Raw genomic sequence first — 21,328 nt, forward strand, 5'->3', positions numbered from 1 at the left:
TGAAGGCATGGTGCTGAATGTATTCGTTGAATCCAGATTCAACACCTGAAGCTGCACTTAACCCATAATCCTTGTTTCTGGTTCCTCTACCGAGTGGTCAAACAATGATATGTATGTGACGTCAGAGTTTATTTTTTTAGTGTTTAATGCTATTAATTTAACGTAGTTACCTATCTTTTTTCTACCTTCTGAACTAACCTTAGGTTTCAACGTAACCGGCAGGAGGGGCTATCCCCAATCTTAAATTTTGCTGCCCGATTTGCTCAAGCCAAAGTTTTAATTTTACAACCTATAAACCTGAGTTAAATCAACCTCATGGTGCTGTCTGTTCCCGCTGTGGAACAAGACTCACTGCAACATCTTGCATTCCTAAACTTCGCAGAAGGCGATGGGCAAAAACTGTACTGTAATGTTATTTCGATGTCTCTTATGGTAAATAGGAGGCGTCGAGGCTAAGTGAGTAGCCTGCTTGCTTCTCAATCCTGATACTATCAGCATTCACGTCAGATGAAATGATGATATTTCGCGTAAGAAAGAGGCATTTTTTTATCAACTTCACATCGGAGATGGTAATAATCCTATGGGTCCAGTCCAAATGAGGGGGTCAACATACTATAAAATTCACAATAATAAATTAACTATATATCAAGAACGCCAAAAAAATCCTGAAAATAGTATAATAACAGGGTAAATTTCAAGTCGACCAAGAATCATAGCAATACACATGAGATATTTTGCAATATCATTAAGAACACCGAATGAGGATGCGGTAGCCCCAAAACCCAGCCCCATATTATTAATGCATGCAGCGACTGTCGCAAATGATGTAAGGAAATCATATCCCATACCATTTAGCACCAGTATAAAAAACACTGTAAAGAAAGTATAAAGAAAAAAGAAACTCCATACAGACCTCATTACGCGGTCTGTAACAATCTTCCCTCCTACATTTACACTAAGCAATGCTCTGGGATGAGAAAGCTGATTTATTTCGTGTTTACTTTGTTTAAAAAGTATAAGAAATCTAAGTGATTTAATTCCGCCGCACGTTGAGCCTATACATCCCCCAAAAAAACTTGACAGCAGCAAAAAAACTATCGTATGTGTGGGCCAGTTTGAATAATCCTGCGTAGCTAAACCATTATCAGTGAGCATGGAGCTAGCAAGAAAAAACGAATGAACAACACTTCCAGTTAAGTCATACATACCTATATGCCAGACCTGGAAAGAGGTAACAATAATAACACCTGAAGCTATTAACAAAAAGAAACGAAGTTCAACATCTCTGAGTAAGGGTTTTATTGTTTTCCTGCTTATAACAACATACCAAAGAGTAAAGTTGAAAGCCGATAACAGAGAAAAAGAGCCCGCCACCAGTTCAATCAAATAATTATTGAAATAGCCGATACTCTCACTATGAGTTGAAAAACCGCCAAGAGAAACTGTAGAAAGTCCATGACAAATAGCATCAAACAAAGGCATTCCTGCAAGTCGATAACAAACAATACAAGCAATGCCTAATAAAGAATAAGTTATCCAAAGTGTCCGCGACGTATCAGCCAAGCGTGGAGTTAGTTTGTCATCCTTAAATGGCCCTGGCATTTCTGACTGATAAAGTTTTGCACCACCAATACCCAATAATGGCAACACAGCAACTGCCAGAACAATTACCCCTAAACCGCCTATAAAATTTAATTGTGACCGGTAGAACAAAAATGCCCGAGATAATGAACTGACATCATCAATTACTGTTGCTCCTGTTGTTGTTATTCCGGAAACCCCTTCAAACAGCGCGTCAGCAAACGTTAAATTAAGCTCTGAATCAATCCATAATGGAAATGCGCTAATAATAGAAAATAAAATCCAAAACATTACAATTATAATAAACCCATCACGGGTGCGTAATTGAATGCCAGATTTTTTAGTGGTATACCACGCTCCGCCACCAATACAAAAAAATATAACAAAAGTAATAAAAAAAACGAACAAGCTTTTTTCTTTATAAAACAATGCTACAACCATTGGTGGTAACATTGAAAGACTATAGAGCCAGACCAAGAACCCACACATATGAGTTACAACTCTTACATGAGATGTATTCATATCCAAATGTTCTTTCAATTATAACCACCTTACTGCAATATCATGATTATACTGTATAAATTTTAACTCTTCTTAGATCTTACTTCACTGGTCCTTATGAAACAATCAGCAAAATGAATCTTATTATAACACTGTTCGGTTATGTATTGTTGAGCCTTCCCGCTGGGCCTGCATCATTACAAGTCGCTCCCTATGGGGCTTTGTCGAATAAATAATTTTCGGTAATATCCCCTGAGCAGGTTGTATCTTCAGGCAGTATGAACACTTTCTGGCATACCTACCTTCATCATTATGTTCAGCGTATGCACCATGACCAAAGCCTCTGCAACCGGCCTATCATAATCTAGCAGCATCAGAGAACCTCAGAATAACTGTTTTACCCTGTACATTGCCGTTTCCGCTATTGAGCGACGATTGTAATCTTTTGTCCATTTTCACCGGGAATTACCCTCGGTCAATCGCTGATACGCGACTGCACAGTTACGGTCGGCATACTCACCGGGCCAGTAACCCGCTCCTTTTTGGGGTGGGATGAGCGCGCTGATTTTCACACGGCGCAGCTGCTCGTAACAGAGCCGAGAGGCGTAAACTCCGTCTGCTGCTGTCCTGATTTTTTGATGGGTTTGCCGGATTAATCCGGCTACACCTCTACATCCGTTACGCTGAATGCTGAGGTCGCCCTTGGGAAGAAGGCATTGCTGACTTATACCAATCCGAAATCACCTCCTCGTGCAACCAGACAGGGAGGGGCCTCGGTTGATAAGAGCTCTGTTATTGATGTGCCAGTTGGTGATTCAAACTTTTGCTTTGTAACGGGACGAGCCGTGTTGGCAGATGATGTGTGGTCTGATCCTTAAACTCAGTAAAAGTACGATTTATTCAAAAAAGCCCCTCCACTATGATTTCGATTTAAGGGGCTGATGATTATGTAACGCGAATTTACCGGATCCTTACGAACCTTTCTTTATCCTGCTCTTGCCCCTTTCGGTAAGCCCATTCTCTGTCATGTATTTTCTGGCAGTGAATATATTAATGCTGTGGTCAGTACAAAACCCCTTAACACCCTTGATCTTTTCCCGCTGAACCTGGGGCATCTTCGACCATTCCCGGACGAGATTTTTGGTAACTCTGTTCCATTTCTCTGGTTTGTTCAGCTTCGCTCGGCCCACCCAGGTTAATCCGTCCTTGCTCAAATTCAGGTAATGACGTGCTGTGCACGGCCGGATGTTGTGGCTCTCACACCACTTATTGAAATCGACGTTGCGCCGCTCATCCGAGGTCATCATCGACCATTTCCGGATAACCTCGTAGGGAATGGGGAGCTTTATGGCAACTTTCGACCTTACCCTGACGCGACGTTGCGGGACTGTCTCATGTTTCGCACTCAGGTTTTCTTCCGACAGTGCGGAGAGGGAGGACCTGAAATCAAGTGATTCTGGCTGGTTATGTGACAACAGTGTCGCGGCAATGGCGTGAAATCGGGTACTATCCACACTTCCACAGACCTTCACACTGCCATCACTGACATCAATATTCACTAATTTGCTATTACTAATAGTTTTCGTGAAGGTGATGGTGTGGCCGGAAAAACAGAAACTAAACTTGAACGGCTCAGTGAAAAGCTTAGTGAGTTGCGGGTCAGCCCCCACCTCCGCCCGGTACGTAAACAGTGCATTCGTCATGGCAACTACCAGTTCGTTAGCCTCGTCCGTATTCTCGATGATTAAATTTTTCATCTGATTCAGAATTTTCTCGCTGCTCTGGAGCAGCAGCAGGGGCCGGGGCAATGTCGCGCCCATGGCGAGGTTGGAGTAGCATGGCGTTAGCATGTAATTCACTCCTTCCCGTTGTTTTTCTTCTGTGATAGAAGGGCTGAAATCATCTATTCCGGGCTGGCGAATGCGTGAGACCAGTGTTGTGACAAAGGCGTTAAACAGATAACAATCAGCATAGCCACAGGCACTCCTCCCATCCTTGCTGACCATAATATTCACGCAATTGTCCCCATTAAAATCCATATGCGTGTTGGTGAAGGTAATGGTGTGGTCGGAAAAACTAAAACTGAACGACTCAGGAATTTGCAGACCACGCGCCCTAGGCATGTCTGGATTATCCGGCAGTTTAGCCATCTGATTTGGCTGCAGTGCGGTCGCCATGACATCCGCCAGTTCGTTAATCTGGTCAGAACTCATCGTGCTACAGTCCGTATTTCTGTGAATTAAATTTATCATCTCCCGCAGATGAGTCCTGCAACTTTCCTGGCTCTGCAGGAGCTGGGACAGTGTCACAGCCGCGTTAATGCGGCATGGTGTTACCATATAATACAATCCTTTTTCTCAGGGGGGTTGATATTCCGGATCGTGCCGTGTTTGCCCACGGCTCCCCCTGGAAAGCTGCAGACCTGTTTATTTAACTCGCACAGCGCCGGGGCCTGTCAGCAAACAGGGAGCATAACCGTCGTGCCATTAAACGCCAGACGGGAGATCATTATTATTTTATTAATACAGATCCGTTGCATTCCGGTCTTTACCGCAGTTTAAAAGAAAAGAGAATAGGGACTTAGGCAGTAGAGCAGTCATTGGACAGACCACACTACCCCAAACTAGCAGGGGAGTTTTGATAAAATTTTGATAACCGTTAGCATGCTAACAAAAAACAACGGGCGTGTTATACGCCCGTTTCAATATTTAACACATGTAGTGATTACATATTCTTGATGATCGCGTCACCAAACTCTGAACATTTCAGCAGTTTAGCGCCTTCCATCAGACGCTCGAAGTCATAGGTTACGGTCTTCGCGTTAATCGCGCCTTCCATACCTTTAACAATCAGATCTGCGGCTTCAGTCCAGCCCATATGGCGCAGCATCATCTCAGCGGAGAGGATGATAGAGCCTGGGTTAACTTTGTCCTGACCAGCATACTTCGGCGCAGTACCGTGGGTGGCTTCAAACAGCGCGCATTCGTCACCGATGTTTGCGCCTGGGGCGATACCGATACCGCCAACCTGCGCTGCCAGAGCATCAGAAATGTAGTCACCGTTGAGGTTCATACAGGCGATAACGTCGTATTCAGCCGGACGCAGCAGGATCTGTTGCAGGAATGCGTCAGCAATCACGTCTTTAATGACGATCTCTTTGCCGGTGTTCGGGTTTTTGACTTTCAGCCACGGGCCGCCGTCGATCAGTTCACCGCCAAACTCTTCACGCGCCAGCTGGTAACCCCAGTCTTTAAACGCGCCTTCGGTGAACTTCATGATGTTGCCTTTGTGCACCAGGGTCACAGAGTCACGGTTGTTAGCAATTGCGTATTCGATCGCGGCACGAACCAGACGTTTGGTGCCTTCTTCCGAACACGGCTTGATACCGATACCGCAATGTTCCGGGAAGCGAATTTTCTTCACACCCATCTCTTCACGCAGGAATTTAATCACTTTCTCAGCGTCGGCAGAGTCTGCTTTCCATTCGATACCCGCATAAATGTCTTCCGAGTTTTCACGGAAGATAACCATATCGGTCAGTTCAGGGTGTTTAACCGGGCTTGGGGTGCCCTGATAGTAACGTACCGGACGCAGGCAGATGTAGAGATCCAGTTCCTGGCGCAGGGCAACGTTGAGAGAACGAATACCGCCACCAACCGGAGTGGTCAGCGGGCCTTTAATGGCAACGCGATATTCACGAATCAGATCAAGGGTTTCAGCAGGCAGCCAGACATCCTGACCATAAACCTGTGTGGATTTTTCACCGGTGTAAATTTCCATCCAGGAGATTTTACGCTCGCCTTTATAGGCTTTCTCGACTGCAGCATCGACCACTTTCAGCATGGCTGGGGTTACATCTACACCGATTCCATCACCTTCAATGTAAGGGATAATCGGATTTTCAGGAACGTTGAGTTTGCCGTTTTGCAGGGTGATCTTCTTGCCTTGTGCCGGAACAACTACTTTACTTTCCATTCACCTCTCCTTCGAGCGCTACTGGTTTGCTCGTCTGCCACCACGTTGCATATGCGTTTGCGTCCTGCGATACGGATGCTTTAGAGCAATTTTTTGTTAATGATTTGTAATTGGCTTGTCAATACTACCCTATTGTTTGCCGTCATGAAAGATGCGCGTTATTAGGCTATAATGCGGCAATTCATAATCTCTGAAAATACCATGCAAAAAACTTCTTTTAGAAATCACCAGGTTAAGCGATTCAGCTCGCAACGTTCTACCAGGCGAAAACCTGAAAACCAGCCCACGCGTGTGATCCTGTTCAATAAACCCTACGATGTTCTTCCGCAGTTCACCGATGAAGCCGGACGCAAAACATTAAAAGAATTCATCCCGGTTCAGGGAGTGTATGCGGCAGGTCGTCTCGACCGCGACAGCGAAGGGTTACTGGTGCTGACCAATAACGGCGCTTTGCAGGCGCGTTTAACCCAGCCGGGTAAACGTACCGGGAAAATCTATTATGTACAGGTAGAAGGTATTCCCACGGAAGACGCCCTTGAAGCGTTGCGCAATGGCGTAACCTTAAATGATGGCCCTACCCTGCCCGCAGGTGCGGAGATGGTTGAGGAGCCGGAATGGTTATGGCCCCGTAATCCGCCAATTCGTGAACGAAAAAGTATTCCCACCAGCTGGCTTAAGATCACCTTATATGAAGGACGTAATCGCCAGGTGCGCCGCATGACCGCCCATGTTGGTTTTCCCACGCTGCGACTGATTCGCTATGCGATGGGTGATTACTCTTTGGATAATCTTGCCAATGGCGAATGGCGAGAAGCGACAGATTAAGGACGCAAAATGTTTAAACCGCACGTTACCGTTGCCTGCGTGGTGCACGCAGAAGGCAAATTTTTAGTCGTTGAAGAGACGATTAATGGTAAAGCGTTATGGAACCAGCCCGCCGGGCATCTGGAAGCCGATGAAACCTTAGTGGAAGCCGCCGCCCGTGAGCTGTGGGAAGAGACGGGCATCAGCGCGCAACCGCAACATTTTATCCGCATGCATCAGTGGATTGCGCCGGATAAAACGCCGTTTTTGCGCTTCCTGTTTGCCATTGAGCTTGAGCAAATATGCCCGACCCAGCCCCATGACAGCGATATCGACTGCTGCCGTTGGGTCAGCGCCGAAGAGATTTTACAGGCGTCAAATCTGCGCTCGCCGCTGGTGGCGGAAAGTATTCGTTGTTATCAAAGTGGGCAACGCTATCCGCTGGAGATGATTGGCGATTTTAACTGGCCTTTTACAAAGGGTGTCATCTAAAAGGCTGCGTGATAGAATACGCCGCCTTGAAGTTCAATGTCGTGAGTGATCCAATGTCTGAAACCGCAAAAAAAGTAATCGTCGGCATGTCCGGCGGTGTCGATTCCTCCGTTTCTGCCTGGCTGTTGCAACAACAGGGATATCAGGTCGAAGGCCTGTTTATGAAGAACTGGGAAGAAGACGACGGTGAGGAATATTGCACGGCGGCAGCGGATCTGGCTGATGCCCAGGCTGTCTGCGATAAGCTCGGCATTGAACTGCACACCGTTAACTTTGCTGCCGAGTACTGGGACAACGTCTTCGAACTGTTCCTTGCCGAATATAAAGCCGGTCGCACGCCAAACCCGGATATTCTGTGCAACAAAGAGATCAAATTTAAAGCGTTCCTCGAATTTGCCGCCGAAGATTTAGGTGCCGATTATATCGCTACCGGTCATTACGTTCGTCGTGCCGATGTCGATGGCAAAAGCCGCCTGCTGCGTGGTCTGGATAGCAATAAAGACCAGAGCTACTTCCTTTATACGCTCAGCCATGAGCAGATTGCGCAAAGCCTGTTCCCGGTCGGCGAACTGGAAAAGCCGCAGGTGCGCAAGATTGCTGAAGATCTCGGTCTGGTTACCGCGAAGAAAAAAGACTCTACCGGGATCTGCTTTATTGGCGAGCGTAAATTCCGCGAGTTCCTGGGCCGTTATCTCCCGGCGCAACCGGGCAAAATCATTACCGTTGACGGCGATGAAATTGGCGAGCACCAGGGGCTGATGTATCACACCCTCGGTCAGCGTAAAGGTCTGGGTATCGGTGGCACCAAAGAAGGCACTGAAGAACCGTGGTATGTGGTCGATAAAGACGTCGAAAACAACATTCTGATTGTTGCGCAGGGCCATGAACACCCGCGTCTGATGTCTGTCGGTCTGATTGCCCAGCAGCTGCACTGGGTCGATCGCGAACCCTTCACCGGCACTATGCGTTGCACGGTAAAAACCCGCTATCGCCAGACCGACATCCCTTGCACCGTCAAGGCGCTGGACGACGATCGCATTGAAGTGATTTTTGATGAGCCGGTTGCCGCCGTGACGCCGGGCCAGTCTGCCGTCTTCTATAACGGTGAAGTGTGCCTCGGTGGCGGTATTATTGAGCAGCGTCTGCCGCTGCCGGTCTGATTATTGTCTTTAATTACAACAAGGAAGCAGTGAACGTGGCAAAGAATTACTATGACATCACCCTCGCCCTGGCCGGAATTTGTCAGTCGGCACGCCTGGTGCAACAACTCGCTCACCAGGGGCATTGTGATGCCGATGCGCTACACGTCTCACTCAACAGTATTATCGATATGAACCCCAGCTCCACGCTGGCGGTTTTTGGCGGCAGCGAAGCTAACCTGCGCGTCGGGCTGGAAACATTGCTCGGCGTGCTCAACGCCAGCAGTCGCCAGGGCTTAAATGCTGAGTTAACCCGCTACACCCTTAGCCTGATGGTGCTTGAGCGCAAACTTTCCTCAGCGAAAGGTGCGCTCGACACTCTGGGCAACCGCATCAACGGCCTGCAACGTCAGCTCGAACACTTCGATCTACAGTCCGAAACGCTGATGAGCGCGATGGCCGCTATTTATGTTGATGTGATTAGCCCGCTAGGCCCGCGCATTCAGGTCACCGGATCTCCTGCTGTACTGCAAAGCCCACAGGTGCAGGCGAAAGTCCGCGCCACCCTGCTGGCAGGCATTCGCGCCGCCGTGCTCTGGCACCAGGTCGGCGGCGGACGTCTGCAACTGATGTTTTCTCGTAATCGCCTGACCACTCAGGCAAAACAAATTCTTGCTCATTTAACCCCGGAGTTGTGATCTATGGAATTATCCTCACTGACCGCCGTTTCCCCTGTCGATGGACGCTACGGCGATAAAGTCAGCGCGCTGCGCGGGATTTTCAGCGAATATGGTTTGCTGAAATTCCGTGTACAAGTTGAAGTACGTTGGCTGCAAAAACTGGCCGCGCACGCAGCGATCAAGGAAGTTCCTGCTTTTGCTGCCGACGCAATCGGTTACCTTGATACAATTGTCGCCAGTTTCAGCGAAGAAGATGCAGCACGCATCAAAACCATCGAGCGTACCACTAACCACGACGTTAAAGCGGTTGAGTATTTCCTGAAAGAAAAAGTGGCCGATATCCCGGAACTGCACGCAGTTTCTGAATTCATCCACTTTGCCTGTACTTCGGAAGATATCAATAACCTCTCCCACGCGTTGATGCTGAAAACCGCGCGTGATGAAGTGATCCTGCCATACTGGCGTCAACTGATTGATGGCATTAAAGATCTCGCCGTTCAGTATCGCGATATCCCGCTGCTGTCCCGTACCCACGGTCAGCCAGCCACGCCGTCAACCATCGGTAAAGAGATGGCAAACGTTGCCTACCGCATGGAACGTCAGTACCGCCAGCTTAATCAGGTGGAGATCCTCGGCAAAATCAACGGCGCTGTCGGCAACTATAATGCCCACATCGCCGCTTACCCGGAAGTTGACTGGCATCAGTTCAGCGAAGAGTTCGTCACCTCGCTGGGTATTCAGTGGAACCCGTACACTACCCAGATTGAACCGCACGACTACATTGCCGAATTGTTTGATTGCGTTGCGCGTTTCAACACCATTCTGATCGACTTCGACCGTGACGTCTGGGGTTATATCGCCCTTAACCACTTCAAGCAGAAAACCATTGCTGGTGAGATTGGTTCTTCTACCATGCCGCATAAGGTAAACCCGATCGACTTCGAAAACTCCGAAGGTAACCTGGGGCTTTCCAACGCGGTGTTACAGCACCTAGCAAGCAAACTGCCGGTTTCCCGCTGGCAGCGTGACCTGACCGACTCCACCGTGCTGCGTAACCTCGGCGTGGGTATCGGTTATGCCTTAATTGCGTATCAATCCACCCTGAAAGGCGTGAGCAAACTGGAAGTGAACCGTGACCATCTTCTGGAGGAACTGGATCACAACTGGGAAGTGCTGGCTGAGCCAATCCAGACAGTTATGCGTCGCTATGGCATCGAAAAACCGTACGAGAAGTTGAAAGAGCTGACTCGCGGTAAGCGCGTTGACGCCGAAGGCATGAAGCAATTTATCGATGGTCTGGCGCTGCCAGAAGAAGAGAAAGCCCGCCTGAAAGCGATGACGCCGGCAAACTACATTGGTCGCGCCATCACCATGGTTGATGAGCTGAAATAAGCCTCAAATCAGTGCCGGATGGCGATGCTGTCCGGCCTGCTTATTAAGATTATCCGCTTTTTATTTTTTCTCTTTACCTCCCCTCCCCGCTGGTTTATTTAATGTTTACCCCCATAACGACATAATCGCGTTACACTATTTTAATAATTAAAACAGGGAGAATGAAAAATGCGCGTACTGGTTGTTGAAGACAATGCGTTGTTACGTCACCATCTTAAAGTTCAGATTCAGGATGCTGGTCATCAGGTCGATGACGCAGAAGATGCCAAAGAAGCCGATTATTATCTCAATGAGCATTTACCGGATATTGCGATTGTCGATCTCGGTTTGCCTGACGAGGACGGTCTGTCATTGATTCGCCGCTGGCGCAGTAATGATGTTTCACTGCCGATTCTGGTATTAACCGCCCGTGAAAGCTGGCAGGACAAAGTCGAAGTATTAAGTGCCGGTGCTGATGATTACGTGACTAAACCGTTTCATATTGAAGAGGTGATGGCGCGAATGCAGGCATTAATGCGGCGTAATAGCGGTCTGGCTTCCCAGGTAATTTCGCTGCCACCGTTTCAGGTTGATCTCTCCCGCCGTGAGTTATCCATTAATGACGAAGTGATCAAACTGACCGCGTTCGAATACACCATTATGGAAACGTTGATACGCAATAATGGCAAAGTGGTCAGCAAAGATTCGTTAATGCTACAACTCTACCCGGATGCGGAGCTGCGGGAAAGCCATACCATTGATGTACTGATGGGACGTCTGCGCAAAAAAATTCAGGCACAATATCCGCAAGAAGTGATTACCACCGTTCGCGGCCAGGGCTATCTGTTCGAATTGCGCTGATGAAAAAATTACTGCGTCTTTTTTTCCCGCTCTCGCTGCGGGTACGTTTTCTGTTAGCAACGGCAGCAGTAGTATTGGTGCTTTCGCTTGCCTACGGAATGGTTGCGCTGATCGGTTATAGCGTCAGTTTCGATAAAACCACGTTTCGGCTGTTACGTGGCGAGAGCAATCTGTTCTATACCCTTGCGAAGTGGGAAAATAATAAATTGCATGTCGAGTTACCTGAAAATATCGACAAGCAAAGCCCCACCATGACGCTAATTTATGATGAGAACGGGCAGCTTTTATGGGCGCAACGTGACGTGCCCTGGCTGATGAAAATGATCCAGCCTGACTGGCTGAAATCGAATGGTTTTCATGAAATTGAAGCGGATGTTAACGACACTAGCCTGTTACTGAGTGGAGATCACTCTATGCAGCAACAGTTGCAGGAAGTGCGGGAAGATGATGACGACGCGGAGATGACCCACTCGGTGGCGGTAAACGTCTATCCGGCAACATCGCGGATGCCAAAGTTAACCATTGTAGTGGTGGATACCATTCCGGTGGAGCTAAAAAGTTCCTATATGGTCTGGAGCTGGTTTATCTATGTGCTCTCAGCCAATCTGCTGTTAGTGATCCCGCTGCTGTGGGTCGCCGCCTGGTGGAGTTTACGTCCCATCGAGGCCCTGGCAAAAGAAGTCCGCGAACTGGAAGAGCATAACCGTGAATTGCTCAATCCTGCCACAACACGAGAACTGACCAGTCTGGTACGAAACCTGAACCGACTGTTAAAAAGTGAACGCGAACGTTACGACAAATATCGTACGACGCTCACCGACCTGACCCATAGTCTGAAAACGCCACTGGCGGTGCTGCAAAGTACGCTGCGTTCTCTGCGTAGTGAGAAGATGAGCGTCAGTGATGCTGAGCCGGTGATGCTGGAGCAAATCAGCCGCATTTCACAGCAAATTGGCTACTACCTGCATCGTGCCAGTATGCGCGGTGGGACATTGCTTAGCCGCGAGCTGCATCCGGTCGCCCCTCTGTTGGACAATCTCAACTCGGCGCTGAACAAAGTGTATCAACGCAAAGGGGTCAATATCTCTCTCGATATTTCACCAGAGATCAGCTTTGTTGGTGAGCAGAACGATTTTGTCGAGGTGATGGGCAACGTGCTGGATAACGCCTGTAAATATTGCCTCGAGTTTGTCGAAATTTCTGCAAGGCAAACCGACGATCATCTCTATATTGTGGTCGAGGATGATGGCCCCGGTATTCCATTAAGCAAGCGAGAGGTCATTTTCGACCGTGGTCAACGGGTTGATACTTTACGCCCAGGGCAAGGTGTAGGGCTGGCGGTAGCCCGCGAAATCACCGAGCAATATGAGGGTAAAATCGTCGCCGGAGAGAGCATGCTGGGCGGTGCGCGGATGGAGGTGATTTTTGGTCGCCAGCATTCTGCGCCGAAAGATGAATAAATATGTCCATACTTCACGCATTACGTTAAGCATCCGTTATAATCGGTTGCAGATACCAGCCTGTGGATGCTTAACATGGAATACCAACTCACTCTTAACTGGCCCGATTTTCTTGAACGTCACTGGCAGAAACGCCCGGTGGTGTTAAAACGCGGCTTTAATAATTTTATTGACCCGATCTCTCCAGACGAGTTGGCGGGTCTGGCGATGGAAAGCGAAGTCGACAGTCGACTGGTCAGTCACCAGGATGGCAAATGGCAGGTCAGCCACGGCCCGTTCGAAAGCTACGATCATCTCGGTGAAACCAACTGGTCGTTACTGGTACAGGCAGTGAACCACTGGCATGAGCCGACCGCCTCGCTGATGCGGCCGTTCCGTGAACTACCGGACTGGCGTATTGATGACCTGATGATCTCTTTTTCCGTACCTGGCGGCGGCGTCGGCCCACATCTCGATCAGTACGACGTGTTTATCATTCAGGGTACCGGACGTCGTCGCTGGCGAGTGGGCGAAAAGCTGCAAATGAAACAGCACTGCCCGCACCCGGATCTGTTACAGGTCGATCCGTTCGAAGCCATCATCGATGAAGAGCTGGAGCCTGGCGATATCCTTTATATTCCGCCAGGATTCCCGCATGAAGGCTACGCGCTGGAAAATGCGATGAACTATTCCGTGGGTTTTCGCGCGCCAAATACGCGGGAACTGATTAGCGGATTTGCCGATTATGTGCTGCAACGTGAACTGGGCGGCAACTACTACAGCGATCCTGATGTTCCACCTCGCGCTCATCCTGCGGACGTTCTACCGCAAGAGATGGATAAACTGCGTGAGATGATGCTTGAATTGATCAACCAGCCGGAACACTTTAAACAGTGGTTTGGGGAGTTTATATCCCAGTCACGCCATGAACTGGATATCGCGCCGCCAGAGCCGCCTTATCAGCCGGATGAAATCTACGATGCGCTGAAACAAGGTGATGTGCTGGTGCGTCTGGGTGGTCTGCGCGTATTGCGCATTGGCGACGACGTGTATGCCAATGGTGAGAAGATCGATTCCCCGCACCGTCCGGCACTGGATGCGCTCGCCAGCAACATTGCGCTGACCGCGGAGAATTTTGGCGATGCGCTGGAAGATCCGTCATTCCTCGCGATGCTCGCGGCGCTGGTCAATAGCGGATACTGGTTCTTCGAAGGGTAAGTTTGGATTTAAGCCGGATGCGGCATCACATGCCGCATCCCTTTTCGCTTACTTCCGTTGCGCCGTCAACTCGGCAATACGGACGATTACCTGCACCGCTTTTTCCATACCTTCCAGAGTCACAAACTCATGCTTACCATGATAGTTGTAACCGCCAGTGAACAGGTTCGGGCACGGTAATCCCATAAACGACAACTGCGCGCCGTCGGTACCGCCGCGGATCGGTTTCAGTTCCGGTTCAATATCGCAGTCACGCATCGCCTGCTGGGCGATATCGAGAATATGCGGATGCTCAACCACTTTCTCGCGCATATTGTAGTAACTGTCTTCAATCACCAGTTCAATGTAGCAATCAGGATGTAACCCTTTGCCCACTTTTTTGGCGATCTCCATCATTTTACGTTTACGCGCTTCAAACTGTTTACGGTCGAAATCACGAATGATGTAGTGCATATCGGCCCGTTCAACGGTGCCTTTCATGCTCGCCAGGTGATAGAAACCTTCATAGCCTTCTGTCATTTCCGGGCTTTCATTTGCCGGAACTTCCGCATGAATACGTGCCGCCAGCGAAAGCGCATTTACCATCACTCCTTTCGCCGTGCCCGGGTGAACATTGTTACCGACAATTTTGATATTGACCGACGCGGCGTTGAAGTTTTCAAACTCCAGTTCGCCTACGCCACCACCATCAACGGTGTAAGCCCAGCGGGCATCGAAGGCGTCAACATCAAAATGCTTCGCCCCTTTGCCCACTTCTTCATCCGGGGTAAAGGCGACGCGAATATCACCATGCGGAATGTTTTTCTGTTGCAATACCGCCAGCGCGGTCATGATTTCTGCAATACCTGCTTTGTCATCGGCACCTAACAAGGTTTTACCATCGGTGGTAATCAGCGTCTGACCCAGTAGCTGATGCAGCACCGGGAACATAACCGGTGATAAAACTTCATCGCCGATACCCAGCGCAATATCGCCACCGCGATAGTTTTCAACGATTTGCGGATTCACATTTTTGCCGCTGCAATCCGGTGAGGTATCCACATGAGAAATAAAGCCAATCGCCGGGATATCGCCAGGGACGTTAGCCGGTAACGTCGCCATCAAAGTGCCCTTCTCACTTAAGGTCACATTGATAAGCCCCATCTCTTCGAGCTGCTCTTTCAGCAGATGCAATAACTTCCATTGGCCTTCCGTGCTGGGAACCTGTCTCACCCCCGCTTTTGATTGGGTATCCAGAGACACGTAGTTCAAAAATCGCTCAAGTAGTTTATCCATGTAGTCACCCTCACTTTTTGTGACAACATTATTAAGAAGCAAGAAAAGACAAATATTGCGTCAGGTCACTTTTACCCCTGCAAGCGGGAATATTTATCAGCATTACCTTAATGAATATAAAGCTAAGCCAGTAATTCACAACAAAGATTGGCGATTCAAGCGGTTTGCCGTAGAATTACCGCCCTCATTAAGAGTCACCAAGGTGGTTAACCACAAACCCCGCATCGGTAAGCCATCCGTTGCGTTTACATGGGACAGAGTAAAAAATTGAATAAACAACCGAGTTCGCTTTCACCGCTGGTGCAATTGGCGGGAATTCGCAAATGCTTTGATGGTAAAGAGGTCATTCCCCAGCTGGATCTGACTATCAACAATGGCGAGTTCCTCACGCTGCTTGGCCCTTCTGGCTGCGGTAAAACAACCGTTCTTCGCCTGATTGCAGGTCTGGAAACTGTTGATTCCGGACGCATCATGCTGGATAACGAGGACATCACCCACGTTCCGGCGGAAAACCGCTATGTGAACACTGTTTTCCAAAGCTACGCACTTTTCCCCCACATGACCGTGTTCGAAAATGTGGCCTTTGGGTTGCGCATGCAAAAAACCCCCGCGGCTGAAATTACGCCCCGCGTGATGGAAGCCCTGCGGATGGTGCAGCTGGAAACCTTCGCTCAACGCAAACCGCATCAGCTTTCTGGTGGTCAACAGCAACGCGTCGCCATTGCCCGCGCGGTGGTTAACAAGCCTCGTCTGTTGTTGCTGGATGAGTCGCTCTCAGCGCTGGATTACAAACTGCGTAAGCAAATGCAGAACGAGCTGAAAGCGTTACAGCGTAAGCTTGGCATTACATTCGTCTTCGTGACTCACGACCAGGAAGAAGCACTTACCATGTCGGACAGGATTGTGGTGATGCGCGATGGTCGCATTGAGCAAGACGGCACGCCGCGTGAAATCTACGAAGAGCCGAAAAACCTGTTTGTTGCCGGGTTTATTGGCGAAATCAATATGTTTAATGCCACGGTCATCGAACGTCTCGACGAGCAGCGCGTACGCGCCAACGTTGAAGGCCGCGAATGTAATATCTACGTTAACTTCGCCGTTGAGCCAGGGCAAAAACTGCATGTTCTGCTACGTCCTGAAGACTTACGCGTTGAAGAGATTAACGACGACAACCACGCTGAAGGCCTGATTGGTTATGTTCGCGAGCGTAACTACAAAGGCATGACGCTGGAGTCGGTTGTTGAACTGGAAAATGGCAAGATGGTGATGGTCAGCGAATTCTTCAATGAAGACGATCCTGACTTTGACCACTCTCTCGACCAAAAAATGGCCATTAATTGGGTAGAAAGCTGGGAGGTCGTACTGGCTGATGAAGAACACAAGTAAGTTCCAGAATGTAGTGATTGTCACTATTGTCGGTTGGCTTGTGTTGTTTGTCTTTCTGCCCAACCTGATGATCATTGGCACCAGCTTTTTGACCCGCGACGACGCCAGTTTCGTCAAAATGGTCTTTACGCTGGATAACTACACGCGACTGCTCGATCCGCTCTATTTTGAAGTGCTATTGCACTCGTTGAATATGGCGCTGATCGCCACCCTCGCCTGCCTGGTGCTGGGCTACCCGTTTGCCTGGTTTCTGGCAAAGCTGCCACACAAGGTGCGTCCGCTGCTGCTGTTTCTGCTGATTGTTCCCTTCTGGACCAACTCATTGATTCGTATCTACGGGCTGAAAATTTTCCTCAGCACCAAAGGCTATCTCAACGAGTTTTTGCTCTGGCTGGGCGTTATCGATACACCAATTCGCATCATGTTCACGCCCAGTGCGGTGATAATCGGTCTGGTTTACATTCTGCTACCGTTTATGGTGATGCCGCTGTACTCCAGTATCGAAAAACTGGATAAGCCGTTGCTTGAGGCGGCGCGCGATCTCGGTGCCAGCAAGTTACAGACTTTTATCCGCATCATTATTCCACTGACGATGCCGGGGATTATTGCCGGATGTCTGCTGGTGATGCTGCCAGCGATGGGCCTGTTCTATGTGTCCGACCTGATGGGCGGTGCGAAAAACCTGCTGATCGGTAACGTCATCAAGGTACAGTTCCTCAATATTCGTGACTGGCCGTTTGGTGCAGCCACCAGCATTACGCTGACTATCGTAATGGGCCTGATGTTGCTGGTTTACTGGCGCGCTTCTCGTCTGCTGAACAAAAAGGTGGAACTCGAATGATCGGTCGACTGCTTCGCGGCGGTTTTATGACCGCTATCTACGCGTACCTGTATATCCCAATCATTATTTTGATTGTGAACTCCTTTAACAGCTCGCGCTTTGGCATCAACTGGCAGGGTTTTACCACCAAATGGTATAGCCTGCTGATGAACAACGACAGCCTGTTACAGGCAGCGCAGCATTCACTAACAATGGCGGTGTTTTCGGCGACGTTTGCTACGCTTATCGGTTCACTGACGGCAGTTGCGCTGTACCGTTATCGCTTTCGTGGTAAGCCGTTCGTTAGCGGAATGCTGTTTGTGGTGATGATGTCACCAGATATCGTAATGGCGATTTCGCTGCTGGTGCTGTTTATGCTGCTGGGTATTCAGCTTGGCTTCTGGTCGCTGCTGTTCTCGCATATCACCTTCTGCCTGCCGTTTGTGGTGGTGACGGTGTATTCGCGCCTGAAAGGTTTTGATGTGCGAATGCTGGAAGCGGCGAAAGATCTCGGTGCCAGCGAATTTACCATTCTGCGAAAAATCATTCTGCCACTGGCAATGCCAGCGGTAGCGGCGGGCTGGGTGTTAAGCTTTACCCTGTCGATGGACGACGTGGTGGTTTCTTCGTTTGTCACCGGGCCGAGTTATGAAATTCTGCCGTTAAAAATTTATTCGATGGTCAAAGTCGGCGTATCGCCGGAAGTTAACGCGCTGGCAACCATATTACTGGTGCTGTCGCTGGTGATGGTAATTGCCAGCCAGCTTATTGCTCGTGATAAAACGAAAGGTAACACAGGGGACGTTAAATGAAAAAATGGTCACGCCACCTGCTCGCGGCGGGTGCTCTGGCACTGGGCATGAGCGCCGCTCACGCCGATGACAACAACACGCTGTATTTCTACAACTGGACCGAGTACGTGCCGCCAGGACTGCTTGAACAGTTCACCAAAGAAACCGGTATTAAGGTTATCTATTCGACTTACGAGTCGAACGAAACCATGTACGCGAAGCTGAAAACGTACAAAGACGGTGCCTATGACCTGGTGGTTCCTTCAACCTATTACGTCGATAAAATGCGTAAAGAAGGGATGATCCAGAAGATCGACAAGTCGAAGTTAAGCAATTTCAGCAACCTCGATCCAGACATGCTCAACAAGCCGTTTGACCCGAATAACGACTATTCCATTCCGTATATCTGGGGTGCGACGGCGATTGGCGTTAACGGTGATGCGGTAGATCCGAAATCTGTCACCAGCTGGGCCGATCTGTGGAAACCTGAGTACAAAGGCAGCCTGCTGCTGACCGACGATGCCCGTGAAGTGTTCCAGATGGCGCTGCGTAAGCTGGGCTACTCCGGTAACACCACCGATCCGAAAGAGATTGAAGCTGCATACAACGAGCTGAAAAAACTGATGCCAAACGTCGCGGCGTTTAACTCCGATAACCCGGCGAACCCGTATATGGAAGGCGAAGTTAACCTCGGCATGATCTGGAACGGTTCTGCTTTCGTTGCACGCCAGGCGGGTACGCCAATTGACGTGGTGTGGCCGAAAGAAGGCGGCATTTTCTGGATGGACAGCCTGGCGATCCCGGCAAATGCCAAAAACAAAGAAGGCGCGCTGAAATTGATCAACTTCCTGCTGCGCCCGGATGTGGCAAAACAGGTTGCTGAAACTATCGGTTATCCAACGCCAAACCTCGCCGCGCGTAAGCTGTTAAGCCCGGAAATAGCGAACGACAAGACGCTCTACCCGGATGCTGAAACCATTAAAAATGGCGAATGGCAGAATGACGTTGGCGCAGCCAGCAGCATTTATGAAGAGTATTATCAGAAGCTGAAAGCAGGACGTTAATTCAGCAAACGGGCGGTGGTATTACCGCCCGTTTTTTATTTAGCAAGGATGTGGCTAAGGAGTCAGGACAGTAAAGTTTTATCCCGCTCTTTCGTCGGTATTGTGGTCCGCTCGTAGGCCTGATAAGCGTAGCGCATCAGGCAATTACTCCTGATTTATAATCCCTTCAGCAACTTTTCAACAAATTCTGGCACCACCTGGCTTGCCGGGCCGTAATATTTCTCGGCAAATTCATTACCAACCTGACTCGGTTCAAGATTCAGTTCCACGGTGTGCGCGCCATGCAGTTTCGCTTCGTGAACAAACCCAGCCGCCGGATAAACATGCCCTGATGTACCAATGGCAATGAAAATATCGGCCATTGACAACGCCATATAAATTTCATCCATGCCGAGTGGCATTTCGCCAAACCACACTACGTGCGGGCGCAAGGGTGCCGGGAACTGGCAACAATGGCATTTATCTTCTGGCGTAACGTCTCCGGTCCAGTCGAGAACCTGACCACTTTGCGAACAGCGAACTTTCAGCAGTTCCCCATGCATATGAATAACATTGGTATTACCTGCGCGTTCATGCAGGTTGTCGATATTCTGCGTCACCAGCAAAAAGCGATCGCCGAGAGCGTCTTGCAGTTTAGCTAGCGCAAGATGCGCGGCGTTAGGCTGAATTTCTGGCTGCTGTAGCTGTCGACGACGGGCGTTATAAAACGCTTGCACCAGTTCAGGATCGCGATCGAAACCTTCCGGCGTTGCCACATCTTCAACCCGATGTTCTTCCCACAGGCCATCTGCGGCGCGAAAGGTACGAATACCTGATTCCGCAGAAATCCCTGCCCCTGTCAGTACGAGTACTCTTGGTTTTTCCATTGCTTCCGGCACCACTTTATCTCTGAAAAAAATACGCTGACGCAAACGCTCGCGCAGGCGGCGTTTATTTTTACGAAAACGACTTAACCGATGACCCCGACGCGACAGCATAGCAACCTCTGTTGTTTAATCGGTTAGATGTAGGAAAGCCGCACCACGCATTCCTCCCGCATCACCGTGGCGCGCGCGTTCAATGCGCGGAACACGAGCGACAGGTAAGAGATGACGAGGCAGCCTGTCCGCCAGTTGCGTTGTGATTGCCGGGAAATTCGATAAGCCACCACCAATGACGACCAGGTCAGGGTCAACAATGGTCAGGATATTTCCCAGACAAACCGCTAATAAATCCAGATAACGCTCAACGTGCGCCCTTGCCTGCTCATCGCCTTGATCATAAAGCGCAATAATTTCGGGAGCCTGCAACGGTTGATGATAATAGTGTTGATACAGCCACGCAAAACCGCGACCAGACAGATAATTTTCAATGCAGCCATGCTGACCACAGCCGCAGCGGCGTAACGGGAAATCCAGCCCCATCATGGTTAACGCATCAACCGGCAGACGCATATGGCCAAACTCGCCGGTAATATAGCTTTTACCGGTAATTGGTTTACCGTTGAAAATCAACCCGCCGCCAACGCCGGTGCCGAGAATCAACCCCATCACCAGTGGATATTGAGTAAATTCATCATCCCAGGCTTCTGAAAGGGCAAAACAGTTGGCATCGTTATCAAGGCGGACATCGCGATCAAGACGTGCGCTCAGATCTGCACGCAGCGATTTACCGCTGGCAGCGGGGACATTGGCGGCATACAGCGTACCATCTTCTGTTTCCGGCATTCCCGGAATACCGATGCCGACAGAACCTTTACAGCCAAAACGCTTATCGGCTTCAGCCACCAGCTCGCACACTGCATCTAAAAATGCGTCATAGCTGTCACGCGGTGTCGGCAACCGCTTTTCCCACTGCAACTGCCGACCGCTATCAAACACGCCAAGCGCAATTTTTGTTCCACCAATATCAAACCCGTAATACATTGCCGCTCCTTGTTTTAATGTACTGCC

The 21,328-nt window shown here is 49.4% G+C and carries 18 protein-coding genes and 1 pseudogene; 12 read left to right on the forward strand and 7 right to left on the reverse strand.

The features are described 5' to 3' along the window. Positions 1 to 645: 645 nt before the first annotated feature. The 4 genes and pseudogenes from trkG to icd all read right to left on the reverse strand — a co-directional run bounded on the left by trkG (position 646) and on the right by icd (position 6,057). Positions 646 to 2,103: a Trk system potassium transporter TrkG gene (gene trkG, locus FQ015_RS14075; RefSeq protein WP_160524232.1), complete on the reverse strand. Its 1,458-nt coding sequence runs from the start codon at positions 2,101 to 2,103 to the stop codon at positions 646 to 648. Positions 2,104 to 2,351: 248 nt separating this feature from the next. After that, positions 2,352 to 2,741 (reverse strand): annotated as a pseudogene (locus tag FQ015_RS24250) (transposase); the annotation flags it as partial. 312 nt (positions 2,742 to 3,053) lie between these two features. Further along, positions 3,054 to 4,421 carry a hypothetical protein gene (locus FQ015_RS14080; protein WP_039021973.1) on the reverse strand — a complete coding sequence of 456 codons (1,368 nt, stop codon included), beginning with the start codon at positions 4,419 to 4,421 and terminating at the stop codon, positions 3,054 to 3,056. A 385-nt stretch (positions 4,422 to 4,806) separates the two neighbouring features. Beyond that, complete coding sequence (icd, locus tag FQ015_RS14085; RefSeq protein ID WP_160524194.1) at positions 4,807 to 6,057, reverse strand: NADP-dependent isocitrate dehydrogenase; 1,251 nt, start codon at positions 6,055 to 6,057, stop codon at positions 4,807 to 4,809. Between the two features lie 171 nt (positions 6,058 to 6,228). On the opposite strand from icd, the gene rluE reads away from it, so the two are divergent. From rluE to roxA, 8 genes are all read left to right on the forward strand, one after another. Next, a complete protein-coding gene (gene rluE, locus FQ015_RS14090; RefSeq protein ID WP_001248686.1) occupies positions 6,229 to 6,882 on the forward strand; it encodes a 23S rRNA pseudouridine(2457) synthase RluE in 654 nt (217 codons plus the stop codon). Between the two features lie 9 nt (positions 6,883 to 6,891). After that, positions 6,892 to 7,353, forward strand: a complete 462-nt coding sequence (nudJ, locus tag FQ015_RS14095) for a phosphatase NudJ (protein ID WP_000476093.1) — start codon at positions 6,892 to 6,894, stop codon at positions 7,351 to 7,353. Between the two features lie 53 nt (positions 7,354 to 7,406). Then, positions 7,407 to 8,513: a tRNA 2-thiouridine(34) synthase MnmA gene (gene mnmA, locus FQ015_RS14100; protein WP_001353282.1), complete on the forward strand. Its 1,107-nt coding sequence runs from the start codon at positions 7,407 to 7,409 to the stop codon at positions 8,511 to 8,513. Between the two features lie 35 nt (positions 8,514 to 8,548). Beyond that, positions 8,549 to 9,190 carry a high frequency lysogenization protein HflD gene (gene hflD / locus FQ015_RS14105; protein WP_001297479.1) on the forward strand — a complete coding sequence of 214 codons (642 nt, stop codon included), beginning with the start codon at positions 8,549 to 8,551 and terminating at the stop codon, positions 9,188 to 9,190. A gap of 3 nt (positions 9,191 to 9,193) precedes the next feature. Continuing rightward, positions 9,194 to 10,564 (forward strand): adenylosuccinate lyase, encoded by a 1,371-nt coding sequence (gene purB / locus FQ015_RS14110; RefSeq protein WP_000423751.1) that lies wholly within the window; start codon positions 9,194 to 9,196, stop codon positions 10,562 to 10,564. 168 nt (positions 10,565 to 10,732) lie between these two features. Beyond that, positions 10,733 to 11,404, forward strand: coding sequence for a two-component system response regulator PhoP (gene phoP / locus FQ015_RS14115; RefSeq protein ID WP_001265481.1), 672 nt, complete (start codon positions 10,733 to 10,735; stop codon positions 11,402 to 11,404). Further along, positions 11,404 to 12,864 (forward strand): two-component system sensor histidine kinase PhoQ, encoded by a 1,461-nt coding sequence (gene phoQ / locus FQ015_RS14120; RefSeq protein ID WP_160524195.1) that lies wholly within the window; start codon positions 11,404 to 11,406, stop codon positions 12,862 to 12,864. The genes phoP and phoQ overlap by 1 nt, the downstream gene beginning before the upstream one ends. Before the next feature lie 75 nt (positions 12,865 to 12,939). Further along, complete coding sequence (gene roxA / locus FQ015_RS14125; RefSeq protein WP_001354917.1) at positions 12,940 to 14,061, forward strand: [50S ribosomal protein L16]-arginine 3-hydroxylase; 1,122 nt, start codon at positions 12,940 to 12,942, stop codon at positions 14,059 to 14,061. A 48-nt stretch (positions 14,062 to 14,109) separates the two neighbouring features. Here the strand turns inward: roxA and pepT are convergent, their stop codons facing one another. Then, positions 14,110 to 15,336: a peptidase T gene (gene pepT, locus FQ015_RS14130; protein WP_000359451.1), complete on the reverse strand. Its 1,227-nt coding sequence runs from the start codon at positions 15,334 to 15,336 to the stop codon at positions 14,110 to 14,112. 249 nt (positions 15,337 to 15,585) lie between these two features. On the opposite strand from pepT, the gene potA reads away from it, so the two are divergent. The 4 genes from potA to potD are packed head-to-tail and all read left to right on the forward strand — an operon-like array spanning position 15,586 to position 19,397. Further along, a complete protein-coding gene (gene potA, locus FQ015_RS14135) occupies positions 15,586 to 16,722 on the forward strand; it encodes a spermidine/putrescine ABC transporter ATP-binding protein PotA (protein WP_000531594.1) in 1,137 nt (378 codons plus the stop codon). Continuing rightward, positions 16,706 to 17,563 (forward strand): spermidine/putrescine ABC transporter permease PotB, encoded by an 858-nt coding sequence (gene potB / locus FQ015_RS14140; protein WP_000799401.1) that lies wholly within the window; start codon positions 16,706 to 16,708, stop codon positions 17,561 to 17,563. The genes potA and potB overlap by 17 nt, the downstream gene beginning before the upstream one ends. Beyond that, positions 17,560 to 18,354 carry a spermidine/putrescine ABC transporter permease PotC gene (potC, locus tag FQ015_RS14145; protein ID WP_000580316.1) on the forward strand — a complete coding sequence of 265 codons (795 nt, stop codon included), beginning with the start codon at positions 17,560 to 17,562 and terminating at the stop codon, positions 18,352 to 18,354. Before potB ends, potC begins: the two co-directional genes overlap by 4 nt. Further along, entirely contained in the window at positions 18,351 to 19,397 is a 1,047-nt protein-coding gene (potD, locus tag FQ015_RS14150; protein WP_000759307.1) for a spermidine/putrescine ABC transporter substrate-binding protein PotD, read from the forward strand. Before potC ends, potD begins: the two co-directional genes overlap by 4 nt. Before the next feature lie 155 nt (positions 19,398 to 19,552). On the opposite strand, the gene cobB is transcribed toward potD, so the two are convergent. Next, entirely contained in the window at positions 19,553 to 20,374 is an 822-nt protein-coding gene (gene cobB, locus FQ015_RS14155) for a Sir2 family NAD+-dependent deacetylase (RefSeq protein WP_000952736.1), read from the reverse strand. Positions 20,375 to 20,389: 15 nt separating this feature from the next. Continuing rightward, positions 20,390 to 21,301, reverse strand: coding sequence for an N-acetylglucosamine kinase (gene nagK, locus FQ015_RS14160; protein ID WP_160524196.1), 912 nt, complete (start codon positions 21,299 to 21,301; stop codon positions 20,390 to 20,392). Positions 21,302 to 21,328: the final 27 nt, after the last annotated feature.

It is taken from the genome of Escherichia sp. HH26CH (genome assembly GCF_009820205.1).
Classification (GTDB): domain Bacteria; phylum Pseudomonadota; class Gammaproteobacteria; order Enterobacterales; family Enterobacteriaceae; genus Escherichia; species Escherichia coli_F.